Source organism: Polaromonas sp. AER18D-145 (assembly GCF_002379095.1).
Lineage (GTDB): Bacteria > Pseudomonadota > Gammaproteobacteria > Burkholderiales > Burkholderiaceae_C > Polaromonas.
In genome coordinates this window covers 1-25,544 of record NZ_NBZV01000069.1, presented here as the reverse complement: position 1 = coordinate 25,544, position 25,544 = coordinate 1, and the positions used below count along the sequence as shown (strand labels likewise).

21 protein-coding genes are annotated in these 25,544 nt (G+C 63.4%); 11 read left to right on the top strand and 10 right to left on the bottom strand.

Features of this window, described 5'->3' with window-relative positions:
- The first annotated feature begins 187 nt into the window (after nt 1-187).
- Both B7G52_RS21895 and B7G52_RS21890 read left to right on the top strand, forming a co-directional pair.
- Nucleotides 188-1,378, top strand: coding sequence for an ABC transporter substrate-binding protein (locus B7G52_RS21895; RefSeq protein WP_096699782.1), 1,191 nt, complete (start codon nt 188-190; stop codon nt 1,376-1,378).
- A gap of 18 nt (nt 1,379-1,396) precedes the next feature.
- Nucleotides 1,397-3,925: a PAS domain S-box protein gene (locus B7G52_RS21890; protein ID WP_170954844.1), complete on the top strand. Its 2,529-nt coding sequence runs from the start codon at nt 1,397-1,399 to the stop codon at nt 3,923-3,925.
- Between the two features lie 18 nt (nt 3,926-3,943).
- Here B7G52_RS21890 and B7G52_RS24235 read toward each other — a convergent pair whose 3' ends face one another.
- A complete protein-coding gene (locus B7G52_RS24235; RefSeq protein WP_240523579.1) occupies nt 3,944-4,249 on the bottom strand; it encodes a hypothetical protein in 306 nt (101 codons plus the stop codon).
- Nucleotides 4,203-4,496, bottom strand: coding sequence for a hypothetical protein (locus tag B7G52_RS24230; protein ID WP_240523578.1), 294 nt, complete (start codon nt 4,494-4,496; stop codon nt 4,203-4,205). Before B7G52_RS24230 ends, B7G52_RS24235 begins: the two co-directional genes overlap by 47 nt.
- A 262-nt stretch (nt 4,497-4,758) precedes the next feature.
- Here B7G52_RS24230 and B7G52_RS21880 point away from each other — a divergent pair, with 262 nt between their 5' ends.
- The gene (locus B7G52_RS21880; RefSeq protein ID WP_096699786.1) at nt 4,759-5,334 is read left to right on the top strand and encodes a TetR/AcrR family transcriptional regulator; all 576 of its coding nucleotides are present in this window, start codon (nt 4,759-4,761) and stop codon (nt 5,332-5,334) included.
- Between the two features lie 224 nt (nt 5,335-5,558).
- Nucleotides 5,559-8,174 (top strand): CHASE domain-containing protein, encoded by a 2,616-nt coding sequence (locus tag B7G52_RS21875; protein ID WP_096699780.1) that lies wholly within the window; start codon nt 5,559-5,561, stop codon nt 8,172-8,174.
- A gap of 58 nt (nt 8,175-8,232) precedes the next feature.
- On the opposite strand, the gene B7G52_RS21870 is transcribed toward B7G52_RS21875, so the two are convergent.
- A complete protein-coding gene (locus B7G52_RS21870) occupies nt 8,233-9,075 on the bottom strand; it encodes a metallophosphoesterase (RefSeq protein ID WP_096699779.1) in 843 nt (280 codons plus the stop codon).
- On the opposite strand from B7G52_RS21870, the gene B7G52_RS23460 reads away from it, so the two are divergent.
- Nucleotides 9,046-9,489, top strand: coding sequence for a hypothetical protein (locus B7G52_RS23460; RefSeq protein WP_141397524.1), 444 nt, complete (start codon nt 9,046-9,048; stop codon nt 9,487-9,489). The two genes, B7G52_RS21870 and B7G52_RS23460, sit on opposite strands and share 30 nt — an antisense overlap.
- Nucleotides 9,490-9,668: 179 nt before the next feature.
- On the opposite strand, the gene B7G52_RS21865 is transcribed toward B7G52_RS23460, so the two are convergent.
- On the bottom strand, nt 9,669-10,625 hold the full coding sequence (locus B7G52_RS21865) for a LysR family transcriptional regulator (protein ID WP_096699778.1): 957 nt from the start codon (nt 10,623-10,625) through the stop codon (nt 9,669-9,671).
- A gap of 143 nt (nt 10,626-10,768) precedes the next feature.
- Between B7G52_RS21865 and B7G52_RS21860 the strand changes: the two genes are divergently transcribed.
- Nucleotides 10,769-11,305, top strand: a complete 537-nt coding sequence (locus B7G52_RS21860; RefSeq protein WP_096699777.1) for a hypothetical protein — start codon at nt 10,769-10,771, stop codon at nt 11,303-11,305.
- A 134-nt stretch (nt 11,306-11,439) separates the two neighbouring features.
- On the opposite strand, the gene B7G52_RS21855 is transcribed toward B7G52_RS21860, so the two are convergent.
- Nucleotides 11,440-13,302 carry a phosphoenolpyruvate carboxykinase (GTP) gene (locus B7G52_RS21855; RefSeq protein WP_096699776.1) on the bottom strand — a complete coding sequence of 621 codons (1,863 nt, stop codon included), beginning with the start codon at nt 13,300-13,302 and terminating at the stop codon, nt 11,440-11,442.
- 579 nt (nt 13,303-13,881) lie between these two features.
- On the opposite strand from B7G52_RS21855, the gene B7G52_RS21850 reads away from it, so the two are divergent.
- The gene (locus B7G52_RS21850; RefSeq protein WP_096699775.1) at nt 13,882-14,631 is read left to right on the top strand and encodes a glycosyltransferase family 25 protein; all 750 of its coding nucleotides are present in this window, start codon (nt 13,882-13,884) and stop codon (nt 14,629-14,631) included.
- Between the two features lie 34 nt (nt 14,632-14,665).
- Nucleotides 14,666-15,922: an O-antigen ligase gene (locus B7G52_RS21845; protein ID WP_096699774.1), complete on the top strand. Its 1,257-nt coding sequence runs from the start codon at nt 14,666-14,668 to the stop codon at nt 15,920-15,922.
- Between the two features lie 75 nt (nt 15,923-15,997).
- On the opposite strand, the gene B7G52_RS23705 is transcribed toward B7G52_RS21845, so the two are convergent.
- Entirely contained in the window at nt 15,998-16,165 is a 168-nt protein-coding gene (locus B7G52_RS23705) for a hypothetical protein (protein ID WP_170954843.1), read from the bottom strand.
- 171 nt (nt 16,166-16,336) lie between these two features.
- Between B7G52_RS23705 and B7G52_RS21840 the strand changes: the two genes are divergently transcribed.
- Both B7G52_RS21840 and B7G52_RS21835 read left to right on the top strand, forming a co-directional pair.
- Nucleotides 16,337-16,804, top strand: coding sequence for a glycine zipper family protein (locus B7G52_RS21840; RefSeq protein WP_096699773.1), 468 nt, complete (start codon nt 16,337-16,339; stop codon nt 16,802-16,804).
- 2 nt (nt 16,805-16,806) lie between these two features.
- On the top strand, nt 16,807-17,394 hold the full coding sequence (locus B7G52_RS21835; protein WP_240523577.1) for an MOSC domain-containing protein: 588 nt from the start codon (nt 16,807-16,809) through the stop codon (nt 17,392-17,394).
- Nucleotides 17,395-17,568: 174 nt separating this feature from the next.
- Here B7G52_RS21835 and B7G52_RS21830 read toward each other — a convergent pair whose 3' ends face one another.
- Together B7G52_RS21830 and B7G52_RS21825 are read right to left on the bottom strand one after the other, a co-directional pair.
- Nucleotides 17,569-17,973 (bottom strand): PaaI family thioesterase, encoded by a 405-nt coding sequence (locus B7G52_RS21830; protein ID WP_096699784.1) that lies wholly within the window; start codon nt 17,971-17,973, stop codon nt 17,569-17,571.
- Complete coding sequence (locus tag B7G52_RS21825; protein WP_096699772.1) at nt 17,973-19,175, bottom strand: threonine ammonia-lyase; 1,203 nt, start codon at nt 19,173-19,175, stop codon at nt 17,973-17,975. The genes B7G52_RS21830 and B7G52_RS21825 overlap by 1 nt, the downstream gene beginning before the upstream one ends.
- Nucleotides 19,176-19,347: 172 nt before the next feature.
- Here B7G52_RS21825 and B7G52_RS21820 point away from each other — a divergent pair, with 172 nt between their 5' ends.
- Nucleotides 19,348-21,708: an ATP-binding protein gene (locus tag B7G52_RS21820; protein WP_096699771.1), complete on the top strand. Its 2,361-nt coding sequence runs from the start codon at nt 19,348-19,350 to the stop codon at nt 21,706-21,708.
- Nucleotides 21,709-21,785: 77 nt separating this feature from the next.
- Here the strand turns inward: B7G52_RS21820 and B7G52_RS21815 are convergent, their stop codons facing one another.
- Both B7G52_RS21815 and recQ read right to left on the bottom strand, forming a co-directional pair.
- The gene (locus tag B7G52_RS21815; protein ID WP_205853106.1) at nt 21,786-23,456 is read right to left on the bottom strand and encodes a 7TM diverse intracellular signaling domain-containing protein; all 1,671 of its coding nucleotides are present in this window, start codon (nt 23,454-23,456) and stop codon (nt 21,786-21,788) included.
- Between the two features lie 192 nt (nt 23,457-23,648).
- Nucleotides 23,649-25,541, bottom strand: coding sequence for a DNA helicase RecQ (recQ, locus tag B7G52_RS21810; protein ID WP_170954845.1), 1,893 nt, complete (start codon nt 25,539-25,541; stop codon nt 23,649-23,651).
- Nucleotides 25,542-25,544: the final 3 nt, after the last annotated feature.

Below are 25,544 nucleotides of genomic sequence, written 5' to 3'. Positions count from 1 at the left end.
TTGGTGCATGGCGGTTTTGGGCGGAAATCCGCAAAAAACCGACAGTCTGACTTTCGACGTTCAAATCGAGACCAGACTGAAATGCCAAATTCAACAAGTAAATCATTAACTTACGACGTCCTGGTGTGCAAACGTTGGGACACTACTGAAATTAGGTAAACCATTCATTCGTCGAAAGGCCCTACCCATGTTCCTCATTCGCCTTGCGTCCCGATTCCTCCTGCCCTTCCTTCTGCTGCTTGCCGCCGCCGGACCCGCCGCAGCAGAGAAGAAACCGGTCTATGTCGGTCTCGACGCCGAACTCGGGTATGCCGGTAGCACCTCGGCCCAGGCCATTCGCATGGGCATGCTGATCGCCATGGAGGAGGTCAACCAGGCCGGCGGCGTGCTCGGCGGCCGGCCGCTGCAACTGATAGAGCGTGACAATAAGAGCCTGCCGGCGCGCGCCCTGGAGAACCTGAAAGAGCTGGCCGCCCAGCCCGACCTTGTCGCGGTGTTCGGTGGTCGCTTCAGTCCCACTCTGCTGGAGTCGCTTCCCCTGATCCACGCGCTGAAGTTGCCTCTGCTCGACCCCTGGGCTGCCGCCGACGGCATCGTCGACAATGGCTACGCGCCTAACTACGTCTTCCGCCTCTCCTTGCGCGACAGTTGGGCCATGCCGACGATGCTGCGCCATGCGGCGAAGAAGGGATCTAAGCGGGTGGGCCTGCTGCTGGTCAATACTGGCTGGGGGCGCGGCAACCACAAGGCGGCCGAGGCCTATGTCGCCTTGCATCCCGAGATGAAAATCGTCGGCACGCAGTGGTTCAACTGGGCGGACACGAATTTCCTGGACAAGTACACAGCCCTCAAGCAGGCGGGGGCGCAGGCTATTGTCTTGGTGGCCAACTTTGAGGCCAGCCAACTGGTACGCGAAATGGCGGCTATGCCGAAGGCCGAGCGCCTGCCCCTCGTCAGCCACTGGGGCATGAGCGGCGGTAATTTCGCCGAGGAGGCCGGCCCGGCCCTGCAGGAGGTCGACTTCGCCCTGGTGCAGACCTACAGCTTCATCGGTGCGAAGCGGCCCAAGGCCGGGCAGGTGCTGGCAGCGGCGCAGCGCCTGTTCGGCGTGAAAGACGCCCGCAGTCTGGCCGCGCCGGTGGGTGTGGCGCACGCCTACGATCTCACCCACATCCTGGCCCGCGCCATCGACCGCGCCGGCAGCACCGAGCGCGCCGCCGTGCGCGCCGCCCTGGAGCAGGTGCGCGACTACGAGGGTCTGATCAAGCGTTATCCGCAGCCCTTCACACCCGCGCGGCACGAGGCGCTGAGCCTGGAGGACGTGTTCATGGCGCGCTATGCCCCGGATGGCGCTATCGTCCGGATCGTTGATCGTTGATCGCTGAGCATGAAGTTAATGCGCCTGCGCAAGATCTGGCGCGGCTGGTTGAACGCCAGCTTCGCCCACCAGATCACCCTCTTCGCCCTTTCGCTCACGTTGGGGGTTTCCCTGTTGATCGGCGCCGGGTCCTACCTCGCCCTGCACGCGCAGATCGAGGCCGCCATCCAGCGCGACCTGGCGGCGCAAGCCAACCTGGTGGAGAGTCGCCTGAGCCATTTCATCATTCAAGCAAGCGCTGAACTGGCGACCTTGTCCAGGAATTCTTTCATCGCCAACGGTCTGGTGGATTCCCAGGGGCGCGATGGCTATTTGCGGCCCTTTCTGCGCGACTTTCGTCTTTCCATACCCGACAAGGAAGACGCTTCACTGACACTCTATGATTTCGGCGGCAAGCCCCTCATCCAGATCAGGCTGGACAACGCCATCGCCGCGCATGCGGAAGTGGTCGACCAGGCTATCGCCACGGGCAAGCTGCAGGTTCGGATCATCACGCATGGTCACGAGACTTATTTGAAGCTGGTACAGCCCATCCACTTCCCGCCCACCCAGAGCGTGGAGGGCGCTCTGGCCGTGCGCATCCAGCTCGCACCGCTGCTCGCCAACACCGGCATCGCCCTCGCCGAAGGCCAGGTTCTGCAACTGCACGCGGCGGGCGCCGTGGTGGCGCAGATCGGGGCCAGCCAGCAAGATCTCCACCACCCCGTGGAGCGAGCGCTTAAGCTCGATGCCCCGTTCGACACCCTGAGGCTGCGGCTCACGTTGGACAGCTCATCGCACGATAGTCATGGCCCGCTTGATCGGCTGACGCTGATCTATGTCGTCGGCCTCCTCCTCCTCCTGCCCCTGGTGGGCTGGGTCACCCACCGAAGCTCGCGCCGCCTGGTCGCGCCGCTGGTCCAGCTCAGTGCGACGGCCGATGCCATCGCCCGTAGCGGCGTGATCACCGTGCCGCTGCAAATCGGAGGTCCGAATGAAGTGGGGCGACTGGCGGACGCCTTCGGCCGGATGCTTGCGCGGCTGGGCGCCGCGCAAGCGCGCTTCGCCAACATCGTCAACCTGGCGGCAGACGCCATCATCAGCGTGGACGAAGACCAGCGCATTCTGATTTTCAATTATGGCGCGGAGCAGATTTTCGGTTACACGGCGGCAGAGATGCTGGGGCAACCGCTGGTCAGACTGCTGCCAGAGCGCTACCACGAGGCCCATCCTGGGCATCTTCGCCAGTTCGGCACGGCACCGCAAACTGCCCGGCACATGAGCAAGCGGTCGGATGTTTTCGGGCGGCGCAAGGACGGCAGCGAGTTCTTCGCCGAGGCCAGTATCTCGTGGGCGATGGAAAACGGAAAGCAGGTCTTCACCGTGTTCCTGCGCGACATCAGCGCACGCAAACAGACCGAGGAAGAAATCCGCCAGCTCAACGCCTCGCTGCACCAGTTCAAGGGCACGCTTGACCAGACGCTGGAATCCGTCTACATATTCGATTCGGATACGCTGCGTTTCACCTACGCGAACGAAGGCGCGAAGCGGCAAACAGGCTACAGCGAAACCGAGCTGATGCAAATGACCCCGCTGGATATAAGGAAAGATGAGACCCTGGAGAAATACAAGCAATTAGTGCAGCCATTGATAGCGGGTGTGCTGCCGTCGCTTACTTTCGAGTCCATCTACATCCACAAGGACGGGCATGACATGCCGGTGGAAGTCTTTATGCAGCTCGTCCGCCTGGAGGGCCAGGCTCCGTGTTTCGTGGCGATGGTGACCGACATCAGCGCACGCAAACAGGCCGAGGAAGAAATTTTGCGCCTCAATGCCGATCTGGAAGAGCGGGTGCGGCAACGCACGGCGCAGCTGCAGGCGGCCAACCAGGAGCTGGAGGCTTTTTCGTATTCGGTGTCCCATGACCTGCGCACGCCGCTGAACACCATTGACGGATTCAGCAAGCTGCTGGGCAAGGAAATCGGCGCCAGCGCGGCGACTGAGCGCGGCAAACACTACCTCGCCCGCATTCGCGCCGGGGTCGTGCAGATGGGCGAGCTGATAGACGCCCTGTTGTCGCTGGCCCAGGTCTCGCGTTCGAGTCTGCGGTGGGAAAGCGTTGATCTGAGCGCGATGGCCGAAACGGTATTCACCGGTTACCGCGAACGCGAGCCCGGCCGGTTGGTGCAACTGGCTATTCAGCCGGGATTGGTGGTTCATGGTGATCCGAGCCTGCTCCGGCAGGTCCTTGGCAACCTGATGGGCAATGCCTGGAAGTACAGCAGCAAACAGCAGCAAACTGTGGTCTCGTTCAGGCGGGAAATGGGTTCCGATGGCGCATGGGTTTATGCCGTGCGGGACAACGGCGTGGGCTTTGACATGGCCTATGCGGACAAGCTGTTCGGCGCCTTCCAGCGCCTGCACACCGCCTCGGAGTTTGAAGGAACAGGCATTGGCCTGGCGACGGTGCACCGGATCATCACGCGCCACGGCGGCAAGGTCTGGGCCGAGTCCGCCCCGGGCCACGGCGCGACTTTCTATTTCACGCTGGGCGGCGCGCTCGCCTAGGCGCGCTGAACGGCCAGTTTAAAAGCGCTGCTGCAACAGGGTCTCGCGCAGGTTTTGCGCCTTGCCGGCATCAAACGCGCCTTCGGCCCTGGCCAGCACGTCGCCCTGCCGGTTGATCACCACGGCATAGACCTTGTCGGTTCCGCGCAGGCCGGCCGAGCGAACAAAGCGCTCGCGGTTGGTGAACACCGGCATCAGCCGCGCACGCTCGGCGTCCGCTGGGTAGCTGCGCAGGAACTTGGTCTCGATGGCGCTGCGTGCGGCGGTACTGCCCGGGTCATTGAGAACCGGCATGCGCAGCCAGGCGATCGAGGGGGTCGGCATGGAGGTTCAGTCCCTGGATCCAGCCGTCGATGTGGGCACGCTGGCTGCTGCGGAAAGTGATGAGGGCCAGTGTGCGCTCGGCCGGCAGGCCAGCGGGCACCATCATGGCCTGCTGGTTCAGGGTGCGTGCCATGAACGAGGGCAACTGGCCCATGACGCTGCTGTCATTGGGCGTGGCCACCGCCAGGGCAAGGGCGGCAGAGACGGCCAGCAACCAGGCCAGAGCGCCGGTCCAGGTGGTTGTCATGGTCTCGTGCTCCATCAAGAACAAACAGGGTCCGATCCACGCAAGATACATGCACGCCACCACGCAAGGCGCAGCGATTGGGAATAAAGTGTCCGAAACCGTGAGGTTCTATTGTGACTGCAAGGTAGAAAATAAATCGGCTACTACCGATTCAGACGCAAGCGGCTAAAATATCGGCATGAGCACCAACCCTTCTACCGCGCCGGCCCTCAAGGCCAGGCCCGCCGCGCATGGCGGCCCCAAAATCTCTTTCAAGGCGCAAATGCTGGCCGCGCGGGAGGATGCCATTGTGCAGGCGGTCAACCGGCTGCTGGCGGAAAAAGGCTTTGACCTGATGACGGTGGACGAGGTGGCTGCCGATGTGGGCATTGCCAAGGCCAGTCTTTACAAGCATTTCCCCAGCAAGGAAGACCTGGCCGCGGCGGCCATGGTGCGCGTGGTGGGGTTGGCCCAGGCCTTTCTGACCAGCCTGCCCCCGGACGCCCAGCCCTTGGCGCAACTCAAGGCGATGGTGCGCTGGATGCTGCAGCTGCAGCTGGCCGGAGAAATGCCTTCGCTGCCGCACCAGAACTCCAGCCTGCGCACCACGCTGATGAACAACAAGGCCTACCTCGATGGGCTGGTGCGCATCAGCGACCAGATCGGTGGCTGGATAGAACGTGCGCAAAAAGACGGCTCCCTGAGCGTCGGCATTCCGCCGATTCTGGTGCTTTACACCTTGTACGCCCGGGCCTGCGACCCGGTGCTGGAGTTCCTGCGGGCCGGCGGCCAGCACAGTGATGAAGAGATCATTGAATTGGTCATTCGCACCTGCTTCGAGGGGCTTTGCGCGCGGTAGAGCCCTGTAAAACCGGCTGTCCCGGCGGTATTCGCAAAAGCCGGGATTTGAATTACATTGTGTAACTCTTTTGTGTCTGCTGCTCCCCGTGGGTAGGCCTTCCCGCCGGGGGAAACTCCGCTCCAACCCATGAAGTCGTTCGCTTTGCGCATGAAACCGGCCAGATCGGCGTCCGACGTGGACGCGCTGCGCGCCCGCGTCTCGCGGGTGGTGCGGGACCGGCCATGACGCGTCAGCTGGCGTCCTCGGATTCCCAGTCCATCCGAAGCCAGCGCTTGGCGATGGCCATGGCGGGTCTGGCCCTGGTGCTTGGCCTGCTGTTTACCGGGGCGGGCGTTTTCTGGGTGAACAACACGTTTCAGAGCCAGGCCAGGGAGCGGTTCGACCGGCTGGCCGACCGTGTCCAGACCGATGTGCAGGACCGCCTGAACGCCCCGCTGCGTGGCCTGCGTGGCGCCGCCGGTGTTTATGCGGCCAGCAGCTCGGTCGAGCGGGCCGAGTTTCGCGCCTATGTGCAGTTCAGCGAGTTGGGACGCGATTTTCCGGGCGTGCGCGGGTTTGGCTTCATGGCCCGGGTCCTGCGGGAGGAACTGGACCGTTTCGTTGCCGCCGAACGTGCCGACGATGAACCGGCCTTTGCCATCAGCGCGATGCCCGGCACGCCGACCACCCACAGTGCACCCGACCTGTATGTGGTGAAGTTCATGGAACCCCAGGCCCGCAACCAGGCGGCATTGGGCCTGGACGTCGGGGCAGACCCCGTACGCCGCGAGGCCATCGAACGTGCCGTGGCGACGGGCGAGCCCACCTTGACCCGAAAAATCACCCTGGTGCAGGACCAGCAGCAAAACCCGGGCTGGGTTTACCTGTTGCCGGTTTACCGCACGGGTGGGGACCTCACCACGCCGGCGCAACGCCAGGCGCTTCTGATGGGTGTGCTGTTTGCGCCCATGCTGGTCAGCGAGGTGTTGCAGGGGGCGGCCGAGGCCACCCAGGGGCAGGCAGATTTCGAGCTTTTTGACGCTGAACCGCTGAACGCACAGACGCTGGTGTACGACCTCGACGGCCATCTGGCGGCAGGCCGGGGTGACCCCGTGTCGGACCACGGCGCCGGGCGGCTTTTTAATTCCTCCCGGCCGGTTTCGGCCGGTGGCCGCATCTTGACCTTGCGTGTCAGCACCACGCCTGCGTTTGAAGCCGAGGCGGCCAGCCCCATGCCGGCCTTGCTGGGGCTGAGCGGGGTCCTGCTGAGCCTGCTGCTGGCTTTGTGCATCTGGCTGCTCGGCAGCAGCCGGGCCCGGGCGCTGTCCGTGGCCCAGCGCATGACACTGGACCTGGCGCACGAGCAGCAGCGCCTGCTCAGCATCGTGGAGGGGACCAATGTCGGCACCTGGGAATGGAATGTACAGACGGGGGAAGCCCGCTTCGACGAGCGCTGGGCGGCCATCACCGGCCATGCGCTCGATGAGTTGCTGCCCCTGAACATCCAGACCTGGCGCGCCCTGACCCATCCCGGGGACCTGCTCCACGCCGATGGACTGCTCAAGCAGCATTTTGCCGGCAGGACGCCTTATTTTGACTGCGAGGTGCGGCTGCGCCACAAGGATGGCCGCTGGATCTGGGTGCTGTCACGCGGCCGCGTCTGTGCATGGGTCGGCGACCGGCAGCCGGCGCTGATGGCGGGCACCCTGATGGACATCACCGAACGCCAGACCGCCCAGCTGGCCCTGCGCAACAGCGAGGAGCATTTTCGCCAGCTGTTTGAAACCAGCCTGGAATGCATTTTGCAGACCCGTCCGGACGGGCAGGTACTCAATGCCAACGCCGCCGCCTGTGAATTGTTTGGCATGAGTGTGGAGGAGTTGCGCGAGCGCGGCCGGGGAGGGCTGGTGGACCCCGGCGACACACGCTTGCAGGCCCTGCTCGACGAACGCCAGCGTGAAGGGAAAATGCGCGGTGAACTGCGTATGTTGCGCGGCGACGGAACGGCCTTCGAGTGCGAGCTGTCGTCGTCGATCTTCCTGGATTCGAACAACGCGCCCTGCGCCAACATTGTTTTGCGCGACATCACGGCGCGCAAGCGGTCGGACGCGCGCATTGCACTGCTCAACGCCGAACTGGAGCAGCGGGTGGGGCGGCGGACCGCGCAGCTTGAAGCCTCCAACCGGGACTTGCAGGAGTTTGCCCACTCGGTGGCCCATGACCTGCGCCAGCCCTTTATTGCGATTGGCGGCTTCAGCGGGTTGCTCGAGCGCCGGGTGACGGACGACCGCGCCAGGCATTACATCAGCCGCATCAAGGCCGGCGTGAGGCAGGCCGGGGAACTGACGGAAGCCCTGCTGGCGCTGGCCAACCTGTCGCGCGTGCAGCTGCGCGTGCAGGCGGTGGACCTCAGCGCCACTGCGCACAGTGTGATGGACACCCTGCAGCAGGAAGAGCCCGCGCGCGCGCGCAGCATCCGCCTCCAGGAGGGTCTGGTGGTGCAGGCCGATGCGATGCTGCTGCGGCTGGTGATGCAGGAGCTTCTCGGCAATGCCTGGAAATTCACGTCGCGGCAGCCGCACACCGAGATCAGTTTTGGCCTGGAGCCGGCGCCGGCTGCAGGCAAGCAAGCCGTCTACGTGGTCAGCGACAACGGCGAGGGCTTCGACATGGCCCATGTCGACAAGCTGTTTCGCAGTTTCCAGCGCCTGCACGCTCCGCAGGAATTTCCCGGCGCGGGGGTGGGGCTGGCCAACATCCAGCGCATCATTGCGCGTCACGGCGGACAGATCTGGGCAGAGTCGGCCCGCGGCGAGGGGGCCCGCTTCTTCTTCACGCTGGGCAGCCCCGGGGCCTAAGTTTTACGCTGGCTATTCGCTATTGTTTTAATAGCTACATGCGCCCACCGGATATGGGCTAGGCTCCGATTTTGATCAATAATCCGGGCTTGAATCCGTCCTGTTCGCCCTTGCGCGCATAACCGAGCGGATTGGCCACCACCCGGCAGCCGTTTTTAACGTAGTCGTTGGGGCAATGCAGGTGGCCGTGCAGCCACAGCTGCGCCTGTGCCAGCAGATCGTCCAGCGCATTGCAGAACCCGGCCGTGCCGGGCACCAGGCCGTAGCGCGGGTCGCCGCTGAGCAGGCTGGGCGCAAAGTGCGTGACCACCACGGTCGGGCCGTCAAAGGGGATTGCCAGCGCCTGCCGCAGCCAGGCCTGGCTTTGCAGGCCCAGTTCGCGCACGGCATCGGCCAGCATGGGCTGGCCATCCCGGAAGGCGTGGTTTTTGCGGAGGTAAAAATTGGCGGCGCGAAAGGCCTTGTCACGCGCCTTGAGGAGCTCGCCCGTGGTCAGGCTGCCGTCGGCCGCCTGGGCGGCGGTCAGGGCATCAAAGTCGGTCCACAAGGTGCAGCCGACAAAACGGATGCCCTGCCATCGCTCCAGCCAGACCAGGCCCAGCCGCTCACAGGTCTCGCGCAGGCGCGTGTGGGTGGCCTCGAAGTCCTGACCGTCGTACTCGTGGTTGCCGGGCAGGAAAAAAACCGGCGTGGGCCAGGCCGCGCCGCCCTGCGCCACCGGCAGGGGGGAAAAGCGGGCGAGTCCGAAGTCGCCGTCATCCAGCATCTCTGTCAGCAGCGATCCCGGCTGGTAGGAGCCGATATCACCTGCCAGCACCAGCAGGTCCGCCCCGGGGGCGGGCTGGGCCAGGAAATGCGGGTTGGATTCAAGGTGCAGGTCGGACAGAAGCTGGATGTTCACCCGCCGATTGTGCAGGAAGCCTGTTTCGGCAACGGTTGCCGGCGCGGTTCAGGCAGGGAAAGGACCAAAAAGGGCCGCAGCAAGTCCAAAATGCTCGCTCATGCGGGCTTGCAGCTCAACTATGCGTTTTGTGCATGGGTATCGGCCTATTTTTGGCTTGCAACCCCAGGGAAAACCCTTAATCTAGATTCATCGCAATTTTTCGCCACGGGTTGGCGCCAAGACATGTACACCCTTCTTTCACAGGTTTTCCGTTTTCTCCCTTTTGCCCGCGCCGTGGCGCCGGTTCACGGCGTGGCCCACAACCTGATGGAACGTGCCCAAGCCCGGGCCGGCCGCAACCCGCAGCAGGCGGAATCGTCGGCTGCAAATCGACCGCAGCGGTCCATTTTTCACCGCCTTTTTATCCCATAGCTGGGCTATGGGCCTGCAAATCCGGCAAAAACTGTCCTCGCTGGGGTCGATTTTCGCTTTCGACGCCCCAAGCCCGACAGACTCCTAGTACGTCCTGAAGGCTCACGCCGGCGACCGTGGCGACCGTGGCGACCGTGGCGGCCGCCAGGTTTGGCCGAGGGAGGCCCGGTTCGATGAGGTCAGCCTGAAAATGCCTTGTCGGCAGCCCGCACCAGGGCCTGGCGCAGCCAGACATGGGCGCCGTGCTGCTGGGAGCGGCGGTGCCACACCGCATCGACGTGCACCGGCGACACGTCGAAGGGCAGGGGCCGCAGCACCAGCTGTTCGGCGATGCCTGTGACCCGCACGAAGTGGCGAGGCAGCACGGTGAGCAGGTTGGAGTTGGCAACCACCCGGCCGGCCGTGAAGAACTGGTTGACGGTCAGCACCACCTTGCGTTCGCGGCCCAGCGACGCCAGCGACTCGTCAATGAATCCGTAAGGGCGGCCGGAAAAACTCACCAGCATGTGGCGCGCCGCGCAAAACCGGTTCAGCGTGAAGGGGCCGGTGGCCAGCGGGTGGCCGGCGCGCATCACGCACACATATTCGCCGTCATACAGCCGCTGGTGCAAAAAAGGCATGACGTCGCCGCTCTGGGCGCGGGCCGTCAGGTCCGCCAGCACGGAAGGAAAGTAGCCGATCGCCAGATCGCAGGCCTCCTCGTCAAGAAGTTTGCGCGGATCGCGTGTTGTCAGCGGCACCACGCGGATGGACACCCCCGGTGCCTCGTGTTCCAGGATGTCCACCAGCCCCGGTATCAGCTCGGCGGCCGTCGCGTCGGCCATGGCCAGCACAAACGTGGAATGCGCCTCGCCGGGCACAAACGTGCTGGGAATCAGCGATTCCTGCAACTGCTGCAGCGCCTCGCGCACGGCCGGCCAGATCGCGAGTGCGCGCGGTGTGGGCGCCATGCCCTGGCCGCTGCGCTGCACCAACTCGTCGCCCAGCGTCTCGCGCAGGCGGCGCAGCGCATTGCTGACGGCGGGCTGCGTCAGCGACAGGTTGCGGGCCGCCCGCGTCAGGCTGCGTTCGGCCATGACCTCGTCAAAAACGCGAAGCAGGTTCAAGTCCAGAGTGCGGAAATTCGGCGGGTTCATGACTTCTTCTTCGTTCAGTCCTAGTTATCACCATTGTGAATAGATTGCATCATAAAGATAAAGTTGAATAACATGAGTATTAACCCTAATATTCTCCTGTGCCCAAACCAATACCGGTGGTGGCACTCATCAGGGGAACCATCATGACCAGTTTTGTCAACATCAAATATCCCGCCGAACATCCCGGTGTGGCTCGCTTTGAGTCGGCCGTGGGTGCGGCTCGCCAACTGCGCAAAGGCTTTGACAGCACCCGGAGCCTGGCGGGCCTGTTGCTGGCAGCCATCGTTGCCGCCATGGTGGTGGTGGCCGACCAACTCGTCGAGAACTGGGCCGAAGGCCATTTGCTGGTGGCCTGGGTCGCCATGTGGGCGGTCGCCTTCTCCGTGATGGCCCTGTTTGCCGGGGCGGCCCGCCAACTGGCGGCGCGTGTGCTCACGTCGCTGGACGCCTGGTCCCGCGCCATCGCTCAGGCGCGTGCCGATGTCCGGCTGTGGGAAGCTGCCAAGGCAGACCCCCGTGTGATGGCCGACCTGCAGGTCGCCATGGCGCGCCAGGAAGTCACGGATGAAGCGGCCGGCTTGCCGTCCATCGTTGCCGCCACAGTGGTCAAGGCGCGGGAAGACAAGCCGATCGACCTTGGCAGCCGCGTGTTGCGCGCTTACCCCAGTTATTACATTTGAGTTGTCAGGCGGCTTGCCAGCAGCTGCATCACCATAAAAAAAAGCCACCCGGTCGGGTGGCTTTTTTGCGTCCGACAGGCTCCTAGGGGCGCAACGCAGATCATGCGGCGCGCCCTGTCTCTTCCGGGGGCCGGTCAGGCCGCCAGACGGCGCTCAATCGCGGCTTTGGTCTCCCCCAGCTCTTTCGGCAGGTGATGTTCGAGTTGCTTGAACAGGTCGGCGTGCAGTTTCAGCTCTTCGGCCCAGGCAGCCTTGTCGATGCTGGTCACGGTGTTGAACTGCTGGGCGCTGAAGTCCAGGCCGGTCCAGTTGATTTCGGCGTATTGCGGTGCGATACCGAAGATCGTGTCCTGGCCCTTCGCCTGGTCTTCGAGGCGGTCGATCATCCACTTGAGCACGCGCATGTTCTCGCCGTACCCCGGCCAGACAAACTTGCCGGCCTCGTCTTTGCGGAACCAGTTCACGCAGAAAATCTTGGGCAGGGTGTGGTCCAGGCTTTCGAGCTTATGCTCCATGTCCAGCCAGTGCTGGAAGTAGTCGCTCATGTTGTAGCCGCAGAAAGGCAGCATGGCAAACGGGTCGCGGCGCACAACACCCATCTGGCCGACGGCGGCGGCCGTGGTTTCAGAGCCCATCGTGGCGGCCATGTAAACACCTTCCATCCAGCTGCGGGCCTCGGTGACCAGCGGCACGGTGGTGGATCGGCGGCCACCGAAGATGAAGGCGTCGATCGCCACGCCGTCCGGGTTGTCCCACTCCGGGTCGAGTGCCGGATTGTTGATCGCCGCCACCGTGAAACGGGCGTTGGGGTGCGCGGCCTTGGCGCCGGTCTCTTTCGCGATTTGCGGCGTCCAGTCCTTGCCCTGCCAGTCGATCAGATGGGCCGGCAGGCTGCCGCCATCTTTTTCCATGCCTTCCCACCACACGTCGCCGTCGTCCGTCAGCGCCACATTGGTGAAGATGACGTTCTTGTCCAGGCTCGCCATGCAGTTCGGGTTGGTGTGGAAGTTGGTTCCGGGCGCCACGCCAAAGTAGCCCGCTTCCGGGTTGATGGCGTACATCCTGCCGTCGGCATGGGGCTTGATCCAGGCGATGTCGTCGCCAATCGTGGTGACCTTCCAGCCGTCAAAGCCGGCGGGCGGCACCAGCATCGAGAAGTTGGTCTTGCCGCAGGCGCTCGGGAAGGCCGCTGCCACGTGGTATTTCTTGCCCTGGGGATTGGTCACGCCCAGGATCAGCATGTGCTCGGCCAGCCAGCCCTGGTCGCGGCCCATGTTCGAGGCAATCCGCAGCGCAAAACATTTCTTGCCCAGCAGCGCGTTGCCGCCGTAGCCCGAGCCATAGGACCAAATTTCCCGCGTTTCGGGGTAATGCACGATGTACTTGGTCTTGTTGCAGGGCCAGCTCACGTCCTGCTGCCCTTCGGCCAGCGGTGCACCCACGGTGTGCACACAAGGCACGAACGCGCCGTCGACGCCGAGCACGTCAAACACCGCCTTGCCCATGCGCGTCATGATCTTCTGGTTCACTGCCACGTAGGCGCTGTCGGTCAGTTCAATGCCGATGTGGGCGATGTGCGATCCCAGCGGACCCATGCTGAAGGGCACCACATACATGGTGCGGCCCCTCATGCAGCCGTCAAACAGCGGCTGCAGCGTGCTGCGCATGTCGGCCGGGGCCATCCAGTTGTTCGTCGGGCCGGCGTTTTCCTTGTCGGCCGAGCAGATGTAGGTGCGGTCTTCCACGCGTGCGACGTCACTCGGGTCGGAACAGGCCAGGAAGCTGTTGGGCCGCTTGGCTTCGTTGAGTTTTTTGAAGGTGCCGGCGTCGACCAGTTGCTGGCACAGGCGCTGGTACTCGGCGTCGCTGCCGTCGCACCAGTAGACATTGTCCGGTTTGCACAGCGCAGCCATGTCGGCCACCCAGGCAATGAGCCTGGCGTTCTTGACATAACCGGGTGTGTTCAGGTTCAGCCCTTGCATCGCGGGGTGGTTCATCGGAAAGCTCCAAAGTTAAAAAGCGTCATTTCGGAAAACGTCGGCACGGAGACAGCAGGGCTGTGGCCGCTAGGCGTTTGTCGAAATAAGGCTGGCGGGCGCGCAACACGCAAGGCTTCGACCCGCCGGACTGGAGGCAAGGCCTACGATCGGCAAGTCCTGGCCTGCAGACGGGTCACAGTCTGGATGTGCTGTGGGGCCGGAAAAGCAGTTTGTGGCATGCTTTCAGGCTTCCACGGGCCGTGCCGGAGAGGTCATTTTAAGAACATCGGCACGGGTTACCTTGTCGTTACAGGCAAAAGATATGCAAAACTTGCATGACTTTATGCATATGCGACGGCAAGGTTCGAACAGTCGTGACTTGGAAGCGCTGAATGCAGTCGCTGAGGTTTTGTTTGGGGGCAGCCCGAAAAACTCGAGCTCGGGTATGCCGGCGGGCGGAAACCCGTTTTGGGAGAAGGGCTGAACTGAACGCGAAATTGCGCGACAGGACGCTGAGGGGGGTGAAGCGCGTCATCTAGAATTAGAAATCTGGGCTGTCTCAGGCCCTGCAGATACTGCTCATTTTCAAAAGTACCCATGACCCTTGATCAGCCGGTTGAGCCTCTCCCACAGCGAGTATTGCCGCAGGGACTGGATGCGATTTTTGTGATCCACGCTACAAGCTTTGTGGACAGGCGGCGATTTATAGAGACGCAGATGCAGTCGCTAGGACTGCCATTCGAATTTGTACTCGACTTTGATATCCCGGCCATTCCCGAAGATTTGAGGCTGCGCCTTTTCCGTGACGGAAGCCTTTCCCCTGCGCAGCAGTCGTGCGCCATGAAACATTGGCAAGCGCACAACCTGATCGTGCAAAGAAACATTTCTCGGGCGCTGGTTCTTGAAGACGACGTGATTCTTTCAAAGGAATTCTGGCCGGCGCTCAAGGGCCTGATGCGCGAGGAGCTCGCGCTGGGTGATCCGCATGTCACTTTTCTGGGCTGTGGGGGGCACTACTACGTGCCACATGAACAAATCCGCGCAGGTCAGTGGCTGTATCCGCGTAACCAGGGCAAGTTTGCAGACTCCTATATCGTCTCGCTGGAGACCGCGAAGAGGCGGCTGGACTGGATAAAAGCCAACGGCATTACCCAACCAATTGATCACACCTTTGAACATATCGACCGGGTGTTGGGTACGCCGATGTTCTGGCTGGAGCCGCCAGTGGTGGAGCAGGGCAGCCACAACGGGATGTTTTCATCGACATTGGAAAAATCGCACCCACTGTGGTTTCAGGCGCTGCAGTTTCGCTGGAAGAAGCTATGGCGGCGGCGGCGGCATGAATAGATCGCCGGTCCAGAACTCATAGAAATAACTATCAATGATCACTGCGTCCCCTTCCCGCCCCGTGTTTTCATCTCCCTTGATCACATGGACCCAGAACGCTGCCATATTTGCTTGCTGCGCCAATTTCTTTTCCACGGCCTTAGCCAATCTTGGCTTTGCGGCGTTTCTGTTGTTGTTCGTATGTACTTGCCTGTCACGGCAGCGTATGCACCTCGATACCAAAAACTTTCCTGTAGGGGTCGCAATCGCCATGGGGCTCTACATCGGCTGGCAGGTAATTGGTCTGAGCTACACCGACGCCTCAATGTCTTACGCACTGAAGAGTATTTTTTCCGACCGGAAGATCCTCTACATTCTTCCATTGGCCCTGGTGTTTTCGGATGAAAGGCCGAAAAGGCGATTCCTGATGTTTTTTTTGGCGACTTGCGCTGCTGGCTTGGCAATGTCCTTCCTGGTCATCAATCCGCACCTTCACTGGCGATTTAGCCTCAATCCCGACTCAGTATTCAGATCCAACGTGACGCAGAGCATGATTTTTGCGCTTGCTGGATTCCTGTCGCTTTGGTTCGCTTTCCAGAATGGTGGACGTGTGCGCAAGCTGATCTTTTGTGCGCTGGCCGTTGCATTTTTTCTGAATATAGCCATATTGACACCAGGGCGAAGTGGCTACGTCGTCTGTCTGGTGCTGATTGTCTGGAGTTTCGCCATGTGGCGCGGATTCAAAGGCGTCCTGGTCGGGTTTGTTGCCGCATTGCTCATTGCTGCTGTTGCCTTTACGGCTTCTTCTTCGGTACATGACCGTGTGATGAAGGGTGTCAACGAGATCAATAACTACACCAGCAGTTCGGAGGAGTCATCACTGGGAATAAGAATGGTCTTGTACAGCACGACCTGGAAAATGATTCTCGATCAACCGATACTGGGAATTGGAACGGGGGGCTTCAAGCAGCGTTTTAGCGCCATTGCGGCGGAAAAATACACGGGATGGCGCGCCAGCCCAGCCGAGGATCCGCACAACCAGTATTTGTTTGTGACTGTGGAAAACGGCTTGGTTGGTCTTGCGACCTTCCTGTTCATGATCGGCATGATCCTGAAGTACTGCCTCAAAGGCGGCAGTATTTACGGAAAAATGGCGGCTGGCTGCTTACTCGCGTGGTGTGCCACCAGCCTGTTCAGCGGGCACTTCCGCACTTTCCCCGAAGGCCATCTGATTGCCTTCATCGTCGGGATACTGATGGTCTATCGTCCGCCTGGAACGATAGAGTCCCAGCCAGAACGCCAGGATACGTGAGTCTTGGCAGGCTGATGTGAACCAGGCCAGCGAAAACGTCAGCCGCTTTATGCGGTCTGAAGAGTCGCGCCGGGCTCAAGCCATGTAAATGGCGATGAAAGCCAGCAGGAACATCAAAACGCCGCCAGCGACGGGCAGCACGAGGGGCATCAGCGGCACAATGGCTTCTACCGCGTCCTGTTCCTGGGCGGGCGTGGGGCTGCTGTGAGCGGCGTTGGTGGAGCGATCGGCGGGGCTTGACATGGTGGTTCCTGCAAACGGGGGGAAGTAAGTTGCACGATTTTACCTTTTTGGCCCGGACGGCCGCAAGCCGCTCAATTAGACGCAGCCCGCATAGCGGACGGAAAGCCGTTCTCCAGTCGTCCTGCGGCATCCGGGCAGCGTCATTGCAGCTCTACTCTGGAGTTATGAAGCATGCAACGTGATCTGACCCGCTGGGGCGGCGGCTGTGTTCTTGCGCTGGTGCTGGGCGTCTTGCCGGGCTGCGCCAGCACTGGCTCGGCCAGCCCGTCAGCGCGGCCCGTCCTGTATCCCAACGCCACGCTCCATCGCGTGGGCGACGCGCAGGGCCGTGCTGAGGCCGACGCCTGCATGGCCCGGGCTGCTGCTGCAGGATTGACGCCTGCCGAGAACACCCATGCAGTGGCGCGGGGGGCCGGGGTCGGCGCGGCCACTGGCGGCGTGGCCGCCGCTGTTGGTGCCTTGATCACAGGACGGGGTACCGAAGGCGTGATTCGCGCCGGTGCAGGAGGCACCGCCGTTGGGGGTTCGGCCGGTGCGGTTCAGGGCGCTTTCCGCAACGACCGGCCCAGCAGTACCTACCGCACGTATGTTCAGCGCTGCCTGGGCGAAAGAGGGTTCGACGTGATTGGCTGGAACTGAGTTTGTCCCCATCACACCAGCTGCTTTCCGTGCAGCTTGCCGCCGCCCGGCGCGTCAGCATGGGCGGGCGCCAAGTGCTCACGGCCATGGGCAAGCAGGCCGTGGCCGGTCCGGTGGCGGTGTTGCCCCTGGGCCTGCTCGGTGACGAGCAGGCCGACCCCTCGGTGCATGGCGGGCTCGAAAAAGCCGTGTATGCCTACCCCGCAGAACACTACCCGTTCTGGCAGGCTGCGCGCCGCGAACAGGGCCTGGACCAGATTGACAGCAGCCTGCCCTTTGGCAGCCTGGGTGAAAACCTCACGTTGCAGGGTCTTCTCGAAAGCGACGTGTGGGCCGGGGACGTGCTGAGGTTGCCACACTGTGAACTGCAGGTGCGCATTCCGCGCGAGCCTTGCTACAAATTCAATGCAGCCATGGGTTTTGCGCGGGCTTCCAGACTGATGGCGCAGAGCGGCTTTTGCGGTTTTTACCTGTCGGTCCTCACGCCAGGCACCCTGAGCGCGGGGGAAGGCTTCGAACTTGTGCCGGGCCGGCGCAGCGTGAGCATCACCCAGCTGTTTGCCGCCAAAATGGGCAAACACCTGCGCTAGCTGCAGCAACTAGGAGCCTGTCGGACTTGGGAATCGTCGGCTGCAAATCGACCGCAGCGGTCCATTTTTCACCGCCTTTTTATCCCATAGCTGTGCTATGGGCCTGCAAATCCGGCAAAAACTGTCCTCGCTGGGGTCGATTTTCGCTTTCGACGCCCCAAGCCCGACAGACTCCTAGAGCAACGCATAGGTCGTCGTGGCGCGGCTGATACTTTTGCCGTCGTCTGCGCCGCGAATGTCAATTTCCCCAAAAGCCAGCGACTTGCCGGCGCGTATCACGCGCGCCTCGACCAGGGCGTCCTGGTTCGACAGGGGTTTGAGAAAACTGCTGTTCATCTGGACCGTGGTGCAGGGTTTGAACGCGCCAAAATGGTTGATCAGCGCGAGCACCATGGCCGTGTCGGCGGCGGCCATCATGGCCTGCCCGCAGAGCATGCCGCCGACCCGCGAGAGTTGCGGGTTCTGCGGCAGGCGCAAGGTCACGCCCTGGCTGTCACACGAGGCGACTTGCAGGCCCAAGGCCTGCACCCACGGTGCAAAATATTCGGGCAGGGCGGCTTGCAGGGTTTCAATGTCCATCATTGTTGCTGCATGGCTTCAAAACCGGCGGTTTTCAGCACGTCCAGCACTTGCGCAATGTGCGCGCGCCCGCGCGTCTGGATCACCAGTTCAATGTCGACGTTCTGCGCAGCCAGCATGGTGAATGCCCGCTGGTGATGCACCTCGTCGATGTTGGCGCCGGCATCGGCGACGGTGGCGGTGATTCTGGCCAGCGAGCCGGGCACGTCGCGCGCGCTCACCCGAATGCGCGCCAGCCGGCCGGCGCGCACCATGCCGCGCTCGATGATGGCCGCCAGCAGCAAGGGATCGATGTTGCCGCCGCACAGCACCAGGCCGACTTTTTTCCCCTTGAAACGCTCAGGGTATTTCAGCAAGGCCGCGAGACCGGCCGCGCCCGCCCCTTCGACCAGGGTTTTTTCGATCTCGAGCAGCATGACGATGGCCTGTTCGATGTCGCCTTCATCCACCAGAACGAGGTCGTCCACCAGACGGGCAATGATGGCCTGCGGGATCACGCCAGGCGTGCCGACGGCAATGCCCTCGGCGATCGTGCTGCTGCCCTGGGGGTAGTGTGTGCCCTTGATTGCATTGACCATGGCCGGGAAACGCGAGGTCTGCACGCCTATGACTTCGATCCCGGGCCTCATCGCCTTGGCGGCCGTGGCCATGCCGGCGATCAGGCCACCACCGCCGACGGCCACGATCAGCGTGTCCAGGTCGGGCACCGCGTGCAGCATCTCCAGGCCCACCGTGCCTTGGCCGGCGATGATGGCTTCGTCGTCATAGGGGTGGATGAACACCAGGCCTTCGCGTTCGGCCAGGGCCAGGGCGTGGCTGCGCGACTCCTCCAGCGTGTCGCCGTGCAGCACGACCTCGGCGCCAAAGCCACGCGTGCGCTCGATCTTGACGCCGGGCGTGAAACGCGGCATGACGATCACCGCGCGCAGGCCCAGGCGCTGCGCATGGTAGGCCACGCCTTGAGCGTGGTTGCCCGCGCTCATGGCCACCACGCCGCGGCGGCCGTCCTCGGCCGAGAGTTGCACCAGCTTGTTACAGGCGCCGCGTTCCTTGAAGGACGCGGTGTACTGCAGGTTCTCGAACTTCAGGAAAACGTCCGCCCCGGTGATTTGCGACAGGGTTTTGGACGCAACGCAGGGTGTATCAAGCAGTTGGCCCTGCAGGCGAAGCGCTGCAGCCTCAATATCGGTCAAAGCAAGCATTGGAAAGGTCTCCGGGAGAAGTGCCGATTGTGGCGCGGTTTTGTGGCGCAATTCACACGGGGGTATTCAATTAGCGTCTTCCATCGGGCATAAAGCTGCGTTATGGTTACACGTACGTCATCAGGGTGGATGTGTAACTACTGTGGCCTTCTTCCAGGCCGGAGGTGTCTCAATGAGCAAGCGTTCGGGTAGTGCTGACAGGCATGGTCCGCTGCTGCTTTCTCCCGGCCTGAAAGAGGCGCCGGTGCTGGACCTGATGTGTTCGCATTTTGTGCTGACGCTGGCGGCCCGGCAGGGCGCCAAGTTCAATGTGCGGCGCGACCTGAACAGCCTTCTGTCGCTGTCGGGCCGGCACCTGGTGTGGCCCTTGCCCGCGCTGCAGCGCCTGCGTGAATTCCTGGGCCGCCGCTGCAAGGGCAATGAATTCTGGCAGGGCCACGAGGCCCTGGGCGATGCCGACTTCATGAGCCGCCATGGCGCCTGGCGCGGGCCCTACGAGGAGGGCACGCTGTTCTTTTACCTTGACGAATACGCCAAGGACCAGCCCAAGGACCTGCTGTCGGTGCTGTCGGCCACCGGCGACTGGCTGACCCACGCGCTGAAAAAGCAGTCCACGCTGGTCGAGAAAAACATCGACGCCCTGGCCAATCTGCTGCAGCTGAACCAGGCCGAACGTGCCTTGCTGCTGTACGGCACGCTGGCACGCTACCAGCGTGACCTGCGCTCCATGCTGGTGGAGTTCAAGGTCAGCAATGCGCCGGAAGCCTATGCCGCGCTGGCCGAGGTGGCTGGCGTGAAAGCCAACGAAGTGGCCGAGGCCCTGCGCGCCGGCTCGCGGCTGGAGCGCATCGGCATGGTCGAAAACCTGATTTCCGAGCACAACATCACCGACCTGGCCGACCTCATGAAGGTCAGTGAAAAACTGCCGCCGGTGCTGATGCGCGAGTACCGCGACCAGAACGAGCTGATGGCGGTGTTCACCCGGCCGGTGGAGCGCAGCAGCCTCGGGCTGGCCGATTTTTCCTTCGCGCAGGAAGATGTCCAGGTGCTGGTTTCCTTGCTGCGCAATGCCGTGGCCGGCAAGGAACTGGGGGTCAACGTGCTGCTATACGGGCCGCCGGGCACCGGCAAGACCGAGCTGACCAAGGTGGTCGCGCAGGCGGCCGGCCTGGACCTGTTCGAGGTTGAATATGCCGACCGCGACGGCAACTCCCTGAGCGGGCGCGATCGCTACCGTTCGCTGCAGATCGCGCAGGTTTTCCTCAAGGGCAGTGCCCATGCCGCACTGCTGTTTGACGAGGTCGAGGATGTGTTCCCGCCGCTTTCCAGTGAAGCGGCGCAGCTGATGGCGCGCTCCGAGCAGCTGACTGCCCCGGCGGCCGCTTCGGTCAACGGCAAGGCTTGGGTCAACCAGATTCTGGAGTCCAACACGGTGCCCACCCTGTGGGTGACCAACCGCATCGAGCAGATCGACCCGGCCTTCCGGCGCCGCTTTGCCTACCACCTGGAGCTCAAGTCACCGCCGCCGGGCGCGCGCGAGATCCTGGTGCGCAAGACACTCGAAGGGGTGCCCGTCAGCGATGCCCTGGTGGCCAGGCTGACCGGCCGCAAGGGCCTGACGCCGGCGCAGATCCGCACGGCGGTGCGTTTTGCCAAACTGGCAAGCAGCCCGGGTGCCAGCACCGATGTCACCGGCATGGCGGCCGTCCTGTCCGGTGGCCACACGGCGCTGATGGAGTCCCTGATCGAGCGCCAGCTCAAAAACGCCGACCAGGCGCTGGGCAACAGGGCGGGCGCCGGCGGACGGTGCAGCGTGACCACCTACGACCTGTCCATGCTCCATGTGGAGTCGCGCTTCGACGTCCCGCGCATCGTGGAAGCACTCAAGGCGCGCGGCCACGGCACGCTGTGTTTTTATGGCGCACCGGGCACAGGCAAGACGGCGCTGGCCGAGCACATGGCCCAGGCGCTGGACCGCCCGCTGATCATCAAGCAGGCCAGTGACCTGATGAGCAAGTACGTGGGCGAGACCGAGCAGAACATGGCCGCGATGTTTGCCGAGGCCGAGCAGGAGAAAGCCGTGCTGCTGCTCGACGAAGCCGACAGCTTCCTGCAGGACAGGCGCGGCGCGCAGCGCACCTACGAGGTCACCGAGGTCAACGAAATGCTGCAGGGCATGGAGCGTTTCAGCGGCATTTTTGTCTGCACCACCAACCTGCTCGAGAGCCTGGACCAGGCGGCGCTGCGGCGGTTCACCTTCAAAATCAAGTTCATGCCGCTGACGTCGCTCCAGCGCGAGCAGATGTTCGTCACGGAAGCGCTGGCCGGCGATGCCGCGGCGCTGACCGCTGCCCTGCGCGAGCGGCTGGCCCGCCTGCACCAGTTGTGCCCGGGTGACTTTGCCGCCGTGAAGCGCCAGACCGACATTTTGTCGGTCGAGTTCACGGCGGACGAGTTTTTAAGCCAGCTCGAAGCCGAGCACCGCATCAAACCCGATGTGCGTGACGCCCGCGGCATGGGGTTCATCCAGTAAGCGGCGTATGCTACGAAATAGATAGCGTTTTCCGCAACATGGGCGCGGGCTTATGGCTGATTTCGCCGCAAGTCAAGTCACAGGTGGGTCAGGCGGATCGCCTTGCGTGACCCGTCGTTCATGTCCTTGACCGCCTGCACCATGCGCTCGAGGCAGGCCTGGGCCTGATTCGGGCCCAGTCGTGCCGACTCGGCCACATAGCCGACGGCGATATGAAACAGCAACGGGTCGGCCTCGGGCAGTTTTCGTGATGGGCGCAGGCCGCCGGCCAGGATCTTGGTGGCCACCTGGGTGACCGAATCGCTGCTCATGGGCCCTTCCATCAGCAACGCGAAGAAGCTGTCGCCGACCCGCGCCACCGTGTCTGTGGGCTGGGCGGCAGCCCGGATGCATGCGGCCGCCAGCACCATGGCGCGGTCGCCCGTCTCGCGGCCGTGCTGCTGTTGCAGGCTGGGGAGGTTGCTCAGATTGACCACCAGCAGCGCGCAGGGCTGCTGGTAACGTTCGGCGGTACGCAGGGCCTGGCGCAGCCTGCCAAGCAGCAGCTTGGCCGAACCCAGCCCGGTCAACGGGTCGGTCGTGCGCAAGGCCGTCGCCCGCGTTTCAGACTCGCGCCGCTGGGTGACGCGGCGCAACAGGCCGTAAAACAGGATGGGTGCCTCGAGGGCCGAGCCCAGCATCAGTGCGTGCTGGGTCAGAAAACCGGTCGGGAGCACGCCTGCATTGCGCAGTATGGGAAAGAGCGCCGCCAGCAAGACGGGCGAAAACCCGAGGACAATCCAGCGCGCATGGCGGTCTCCCTCAAACAGGGACACCCCCACCACCATCATCAGGACAGCGATGCCGGCGACGAGAAGGATGTGGATGAGGGCAAAGCTGTCGATCGTCGGGAAAGCGGCATCGATGAGCGCTATCGTTGGCAGCAGCCCGATCAGGGCCAGGATGAACCAGTCCAGCGCGCGCGAAAAGCGTTTGGGTTTGGCAATGGTGCGCACAAACAGGAGGGCTGAGGCGGCAGCACCCAGCCGCAGCAGCACGATGGCCACGTTGTTCAGTTCCGGCCACTGCGGCCACCAGTAAAGTCCGGCCACGCCGGTCACGGCGGCCTGGGCGCCGGTGATGGTGGCCACATGCAGCGCATAGGTGGCAAAGCCCCAGTCGCGGTAGGCCATGGCGTTGATCAGCGCCAGCAGCGTCGCGAGGGCCGCCAGCCCGAAATAGGCACCCAGCCACAGGTCCTCCAGCTGGCGGGACGTCGCCAGTTGTTCGTCGCCCAGGATGCGCGGCAGCGTGGAAAAGGGAACACGGGCATGTTCGATGCGAAGGTAGTAGGGAACGACCAGCCCGACCTCGTGGCTCAGCGAAAACACCGGGTGGCGGCCTGGCTGCGGCCAGGCACTCATGGGCAGGCTGTCGCCGGCTTGCTGGACCACCCACCTGCCCAGACTGTCCCGGTAATACAGGGCCACTTTGTCAACGCCGGCCTGGGGCAGTTCCAGCTTCCAGCGCGTCTGAGGGTTCTGGACCACGGCGTTGAAACGCAGCCAGAGCGCCCCGGTGTCAAGTTCGTACGGCCGGCCGCTCTGGACCGGCGCAAACCCGAGGGTGTTGGCACCGGCCTCGACTTTTTCCACCGATGCCTGGCCGTTCGCATCGATCCAGGAGGTCAGTGCCGACACCATGTTGGGCGGGCCGCGGCGCTGGTCCAGTGTCAGCAGCTCGCCCGCTGCCGCAGTGCTGGTGAGCAAGGCAGATTGCAGGCAGAGCAAGGCCAGCAACCCCCGGGCAAAGGCGGCCAGCACTCCCGCGGCAGTGAACTTTCTCTTGGCACCCACAGGCCGGTATTGTGCAGCAAGCCCAGCAGGCGAGCGGGGCGACATGGACTGCCGGGACCGCTGGCTTGACGGGCGGTTTGCTGCAGACGCGGCGCCGGCCGCCGGTCAGGTTTCAGTGGTGCAAACGCGCAATACTTCGCTGCCGTAGGCTTCGAGCTTTTTCACCCCGATGCCGCTGATGCCCTCCAGCTCGGCCGTGCTTTGCGGCGCCCGCTCGGCAATCGCGCGCAGGGTCGCGTCGTGGAAGATGACAAACGCCGGCAGGTTGTGCTCGCGCGCCACCTCGGCGCGCCAGGCCTTGAGCCGGGCCAGGCGCTCCAGCGCGCCGGCGTTGAGCGAGGCTTCGGCCAGGCCCTTGACGGAGGTCTTGGTGCCTTTTTTGGCGCTGCTCTTGCGCCGGTCGGCCGAACCCCCCAGCGCCTGCTCGCGCAGCATCACGCTGACCTCGCCCTTGAGCACCTGGCGCGCATCGGGCAACAGCTGCAGCGTGTTGAAGGCCTCGGGGTCAACCCGCACCATGCCCTTGGCAATCAGCTGGCGCAGCACGCCGCGCCACTGCACCTCGGCCAGGTCGGCGCCTATGCCGAAGGTGCTGAGTTTGTCGTGGCTGTGCTGCAGCACTTTTTCGGTGGCCTTGCCGCGCAGGATGTCCATCAGGTGGCCGGCGCCGAAGCTGATGCCGCTGGCCTGCTGCACGCGGTAGATGCAGCTGAGCATCTTGCGCGCCGCCTCGGTCGCATCCCAGACTTTGGGCGGAGCCAGGCAGTTGTCGCAGTTGCCGCAGGGCTGGCTGGCTTCGCCGAAATAACCGAGCAGGCTGACGCGCCGGCAACGCGTGTCTTCGGCCAGGGTCAGCAGCGCATCGAGCTTGCCGCGCATGACCTGCTTGAACTCCTCGCTGGACGCGTCGCTGGTGTCTATCATGCGGCGCTGGTTCACCACGTCCTGCAGGCCGTAGGTCATCCAGGCATTGGCCGGCAGGCCGTCGCGGCCGGCGCGGCCGGTCTCCTGGTAATAACCTTCGATGTTTTTCGGCATGTCCAGGTGCGCGACAAAGCGCACGTCGGGCTTGTCGATGCCCATGCCGAAGGCAATCGTCGCGACCATCACCATGCCTTCCTCGCGCAGGAAGCGGTCCTGGCGCTGCTGGCGCAGGCTGCTGTCCAGGCCCGCGTGGTAGGCCATGGCCTTCAGGCCGGCGTCCTGCAGCATGCCGGCCACTTCCTCGACCCGCTTGCGCGACTGGCAATAGACAATGCCGGCCTCGCCCGCGTGTTCGCTTTCGATGAAACGCAGCAGCTGGCGCGTCGCGTCGGTTTTCTCGACGATGGTGTAGCGGATGTTGGGCCGGTCGAAGCTGCTGACGAACTCGCGCGCGTCCTCAAGCTTGAGCCGCTCGATCATGTCCTGGCGCGTCAGCGCGTCGGCGGTCGCCGTCAGCGCGATGCGCGGCACATCGGGAAAGGTTTCATGCAGCAGGCTCAGCGAGCGGTACTCGGGCCGGAAGTCGTGGCCCCACTGGCTCACGCAATGCGCCTCGTCAATCGCGAAAAGGCTGAGCAGGCCACGCTCGTGCAGCGAGCCCAGCAGGCCCTTCATGCGCGGGGTGTTGATGCGCTCGGGCGCGGCGTACAGCAGGGTCAGCTCGTTGCGCAGCAGCTGTTTTTCCAGTGCGCTGCTTTCTTCCTGGGTCTGGGTGGAGTTGAGGAAGGCGGCCGAGACCCCGGCTTCGTGCAGCGCGCCGACCTGGTCGTGCATCAGCGCGATCAGCGGCGAGATCACCACCGTCACGCCGTGGCCGGCGTTTTGCCGCACGATGGCCGGGATCTGGTAACACAGCGACTTGCCGCCGCCGGTCGGCATCAGCACCAGCGCATCGCCGCCGCGGACCACATGCTCGACGATGGCCTGCTGCGGGCCGCGGAAATCCGGGTAGCCGAAAACCTGGCCCAGGATGTCCAGCGGGGAAAGAGGGGGCGGGGGGTGCGGCAGGGACAAGGC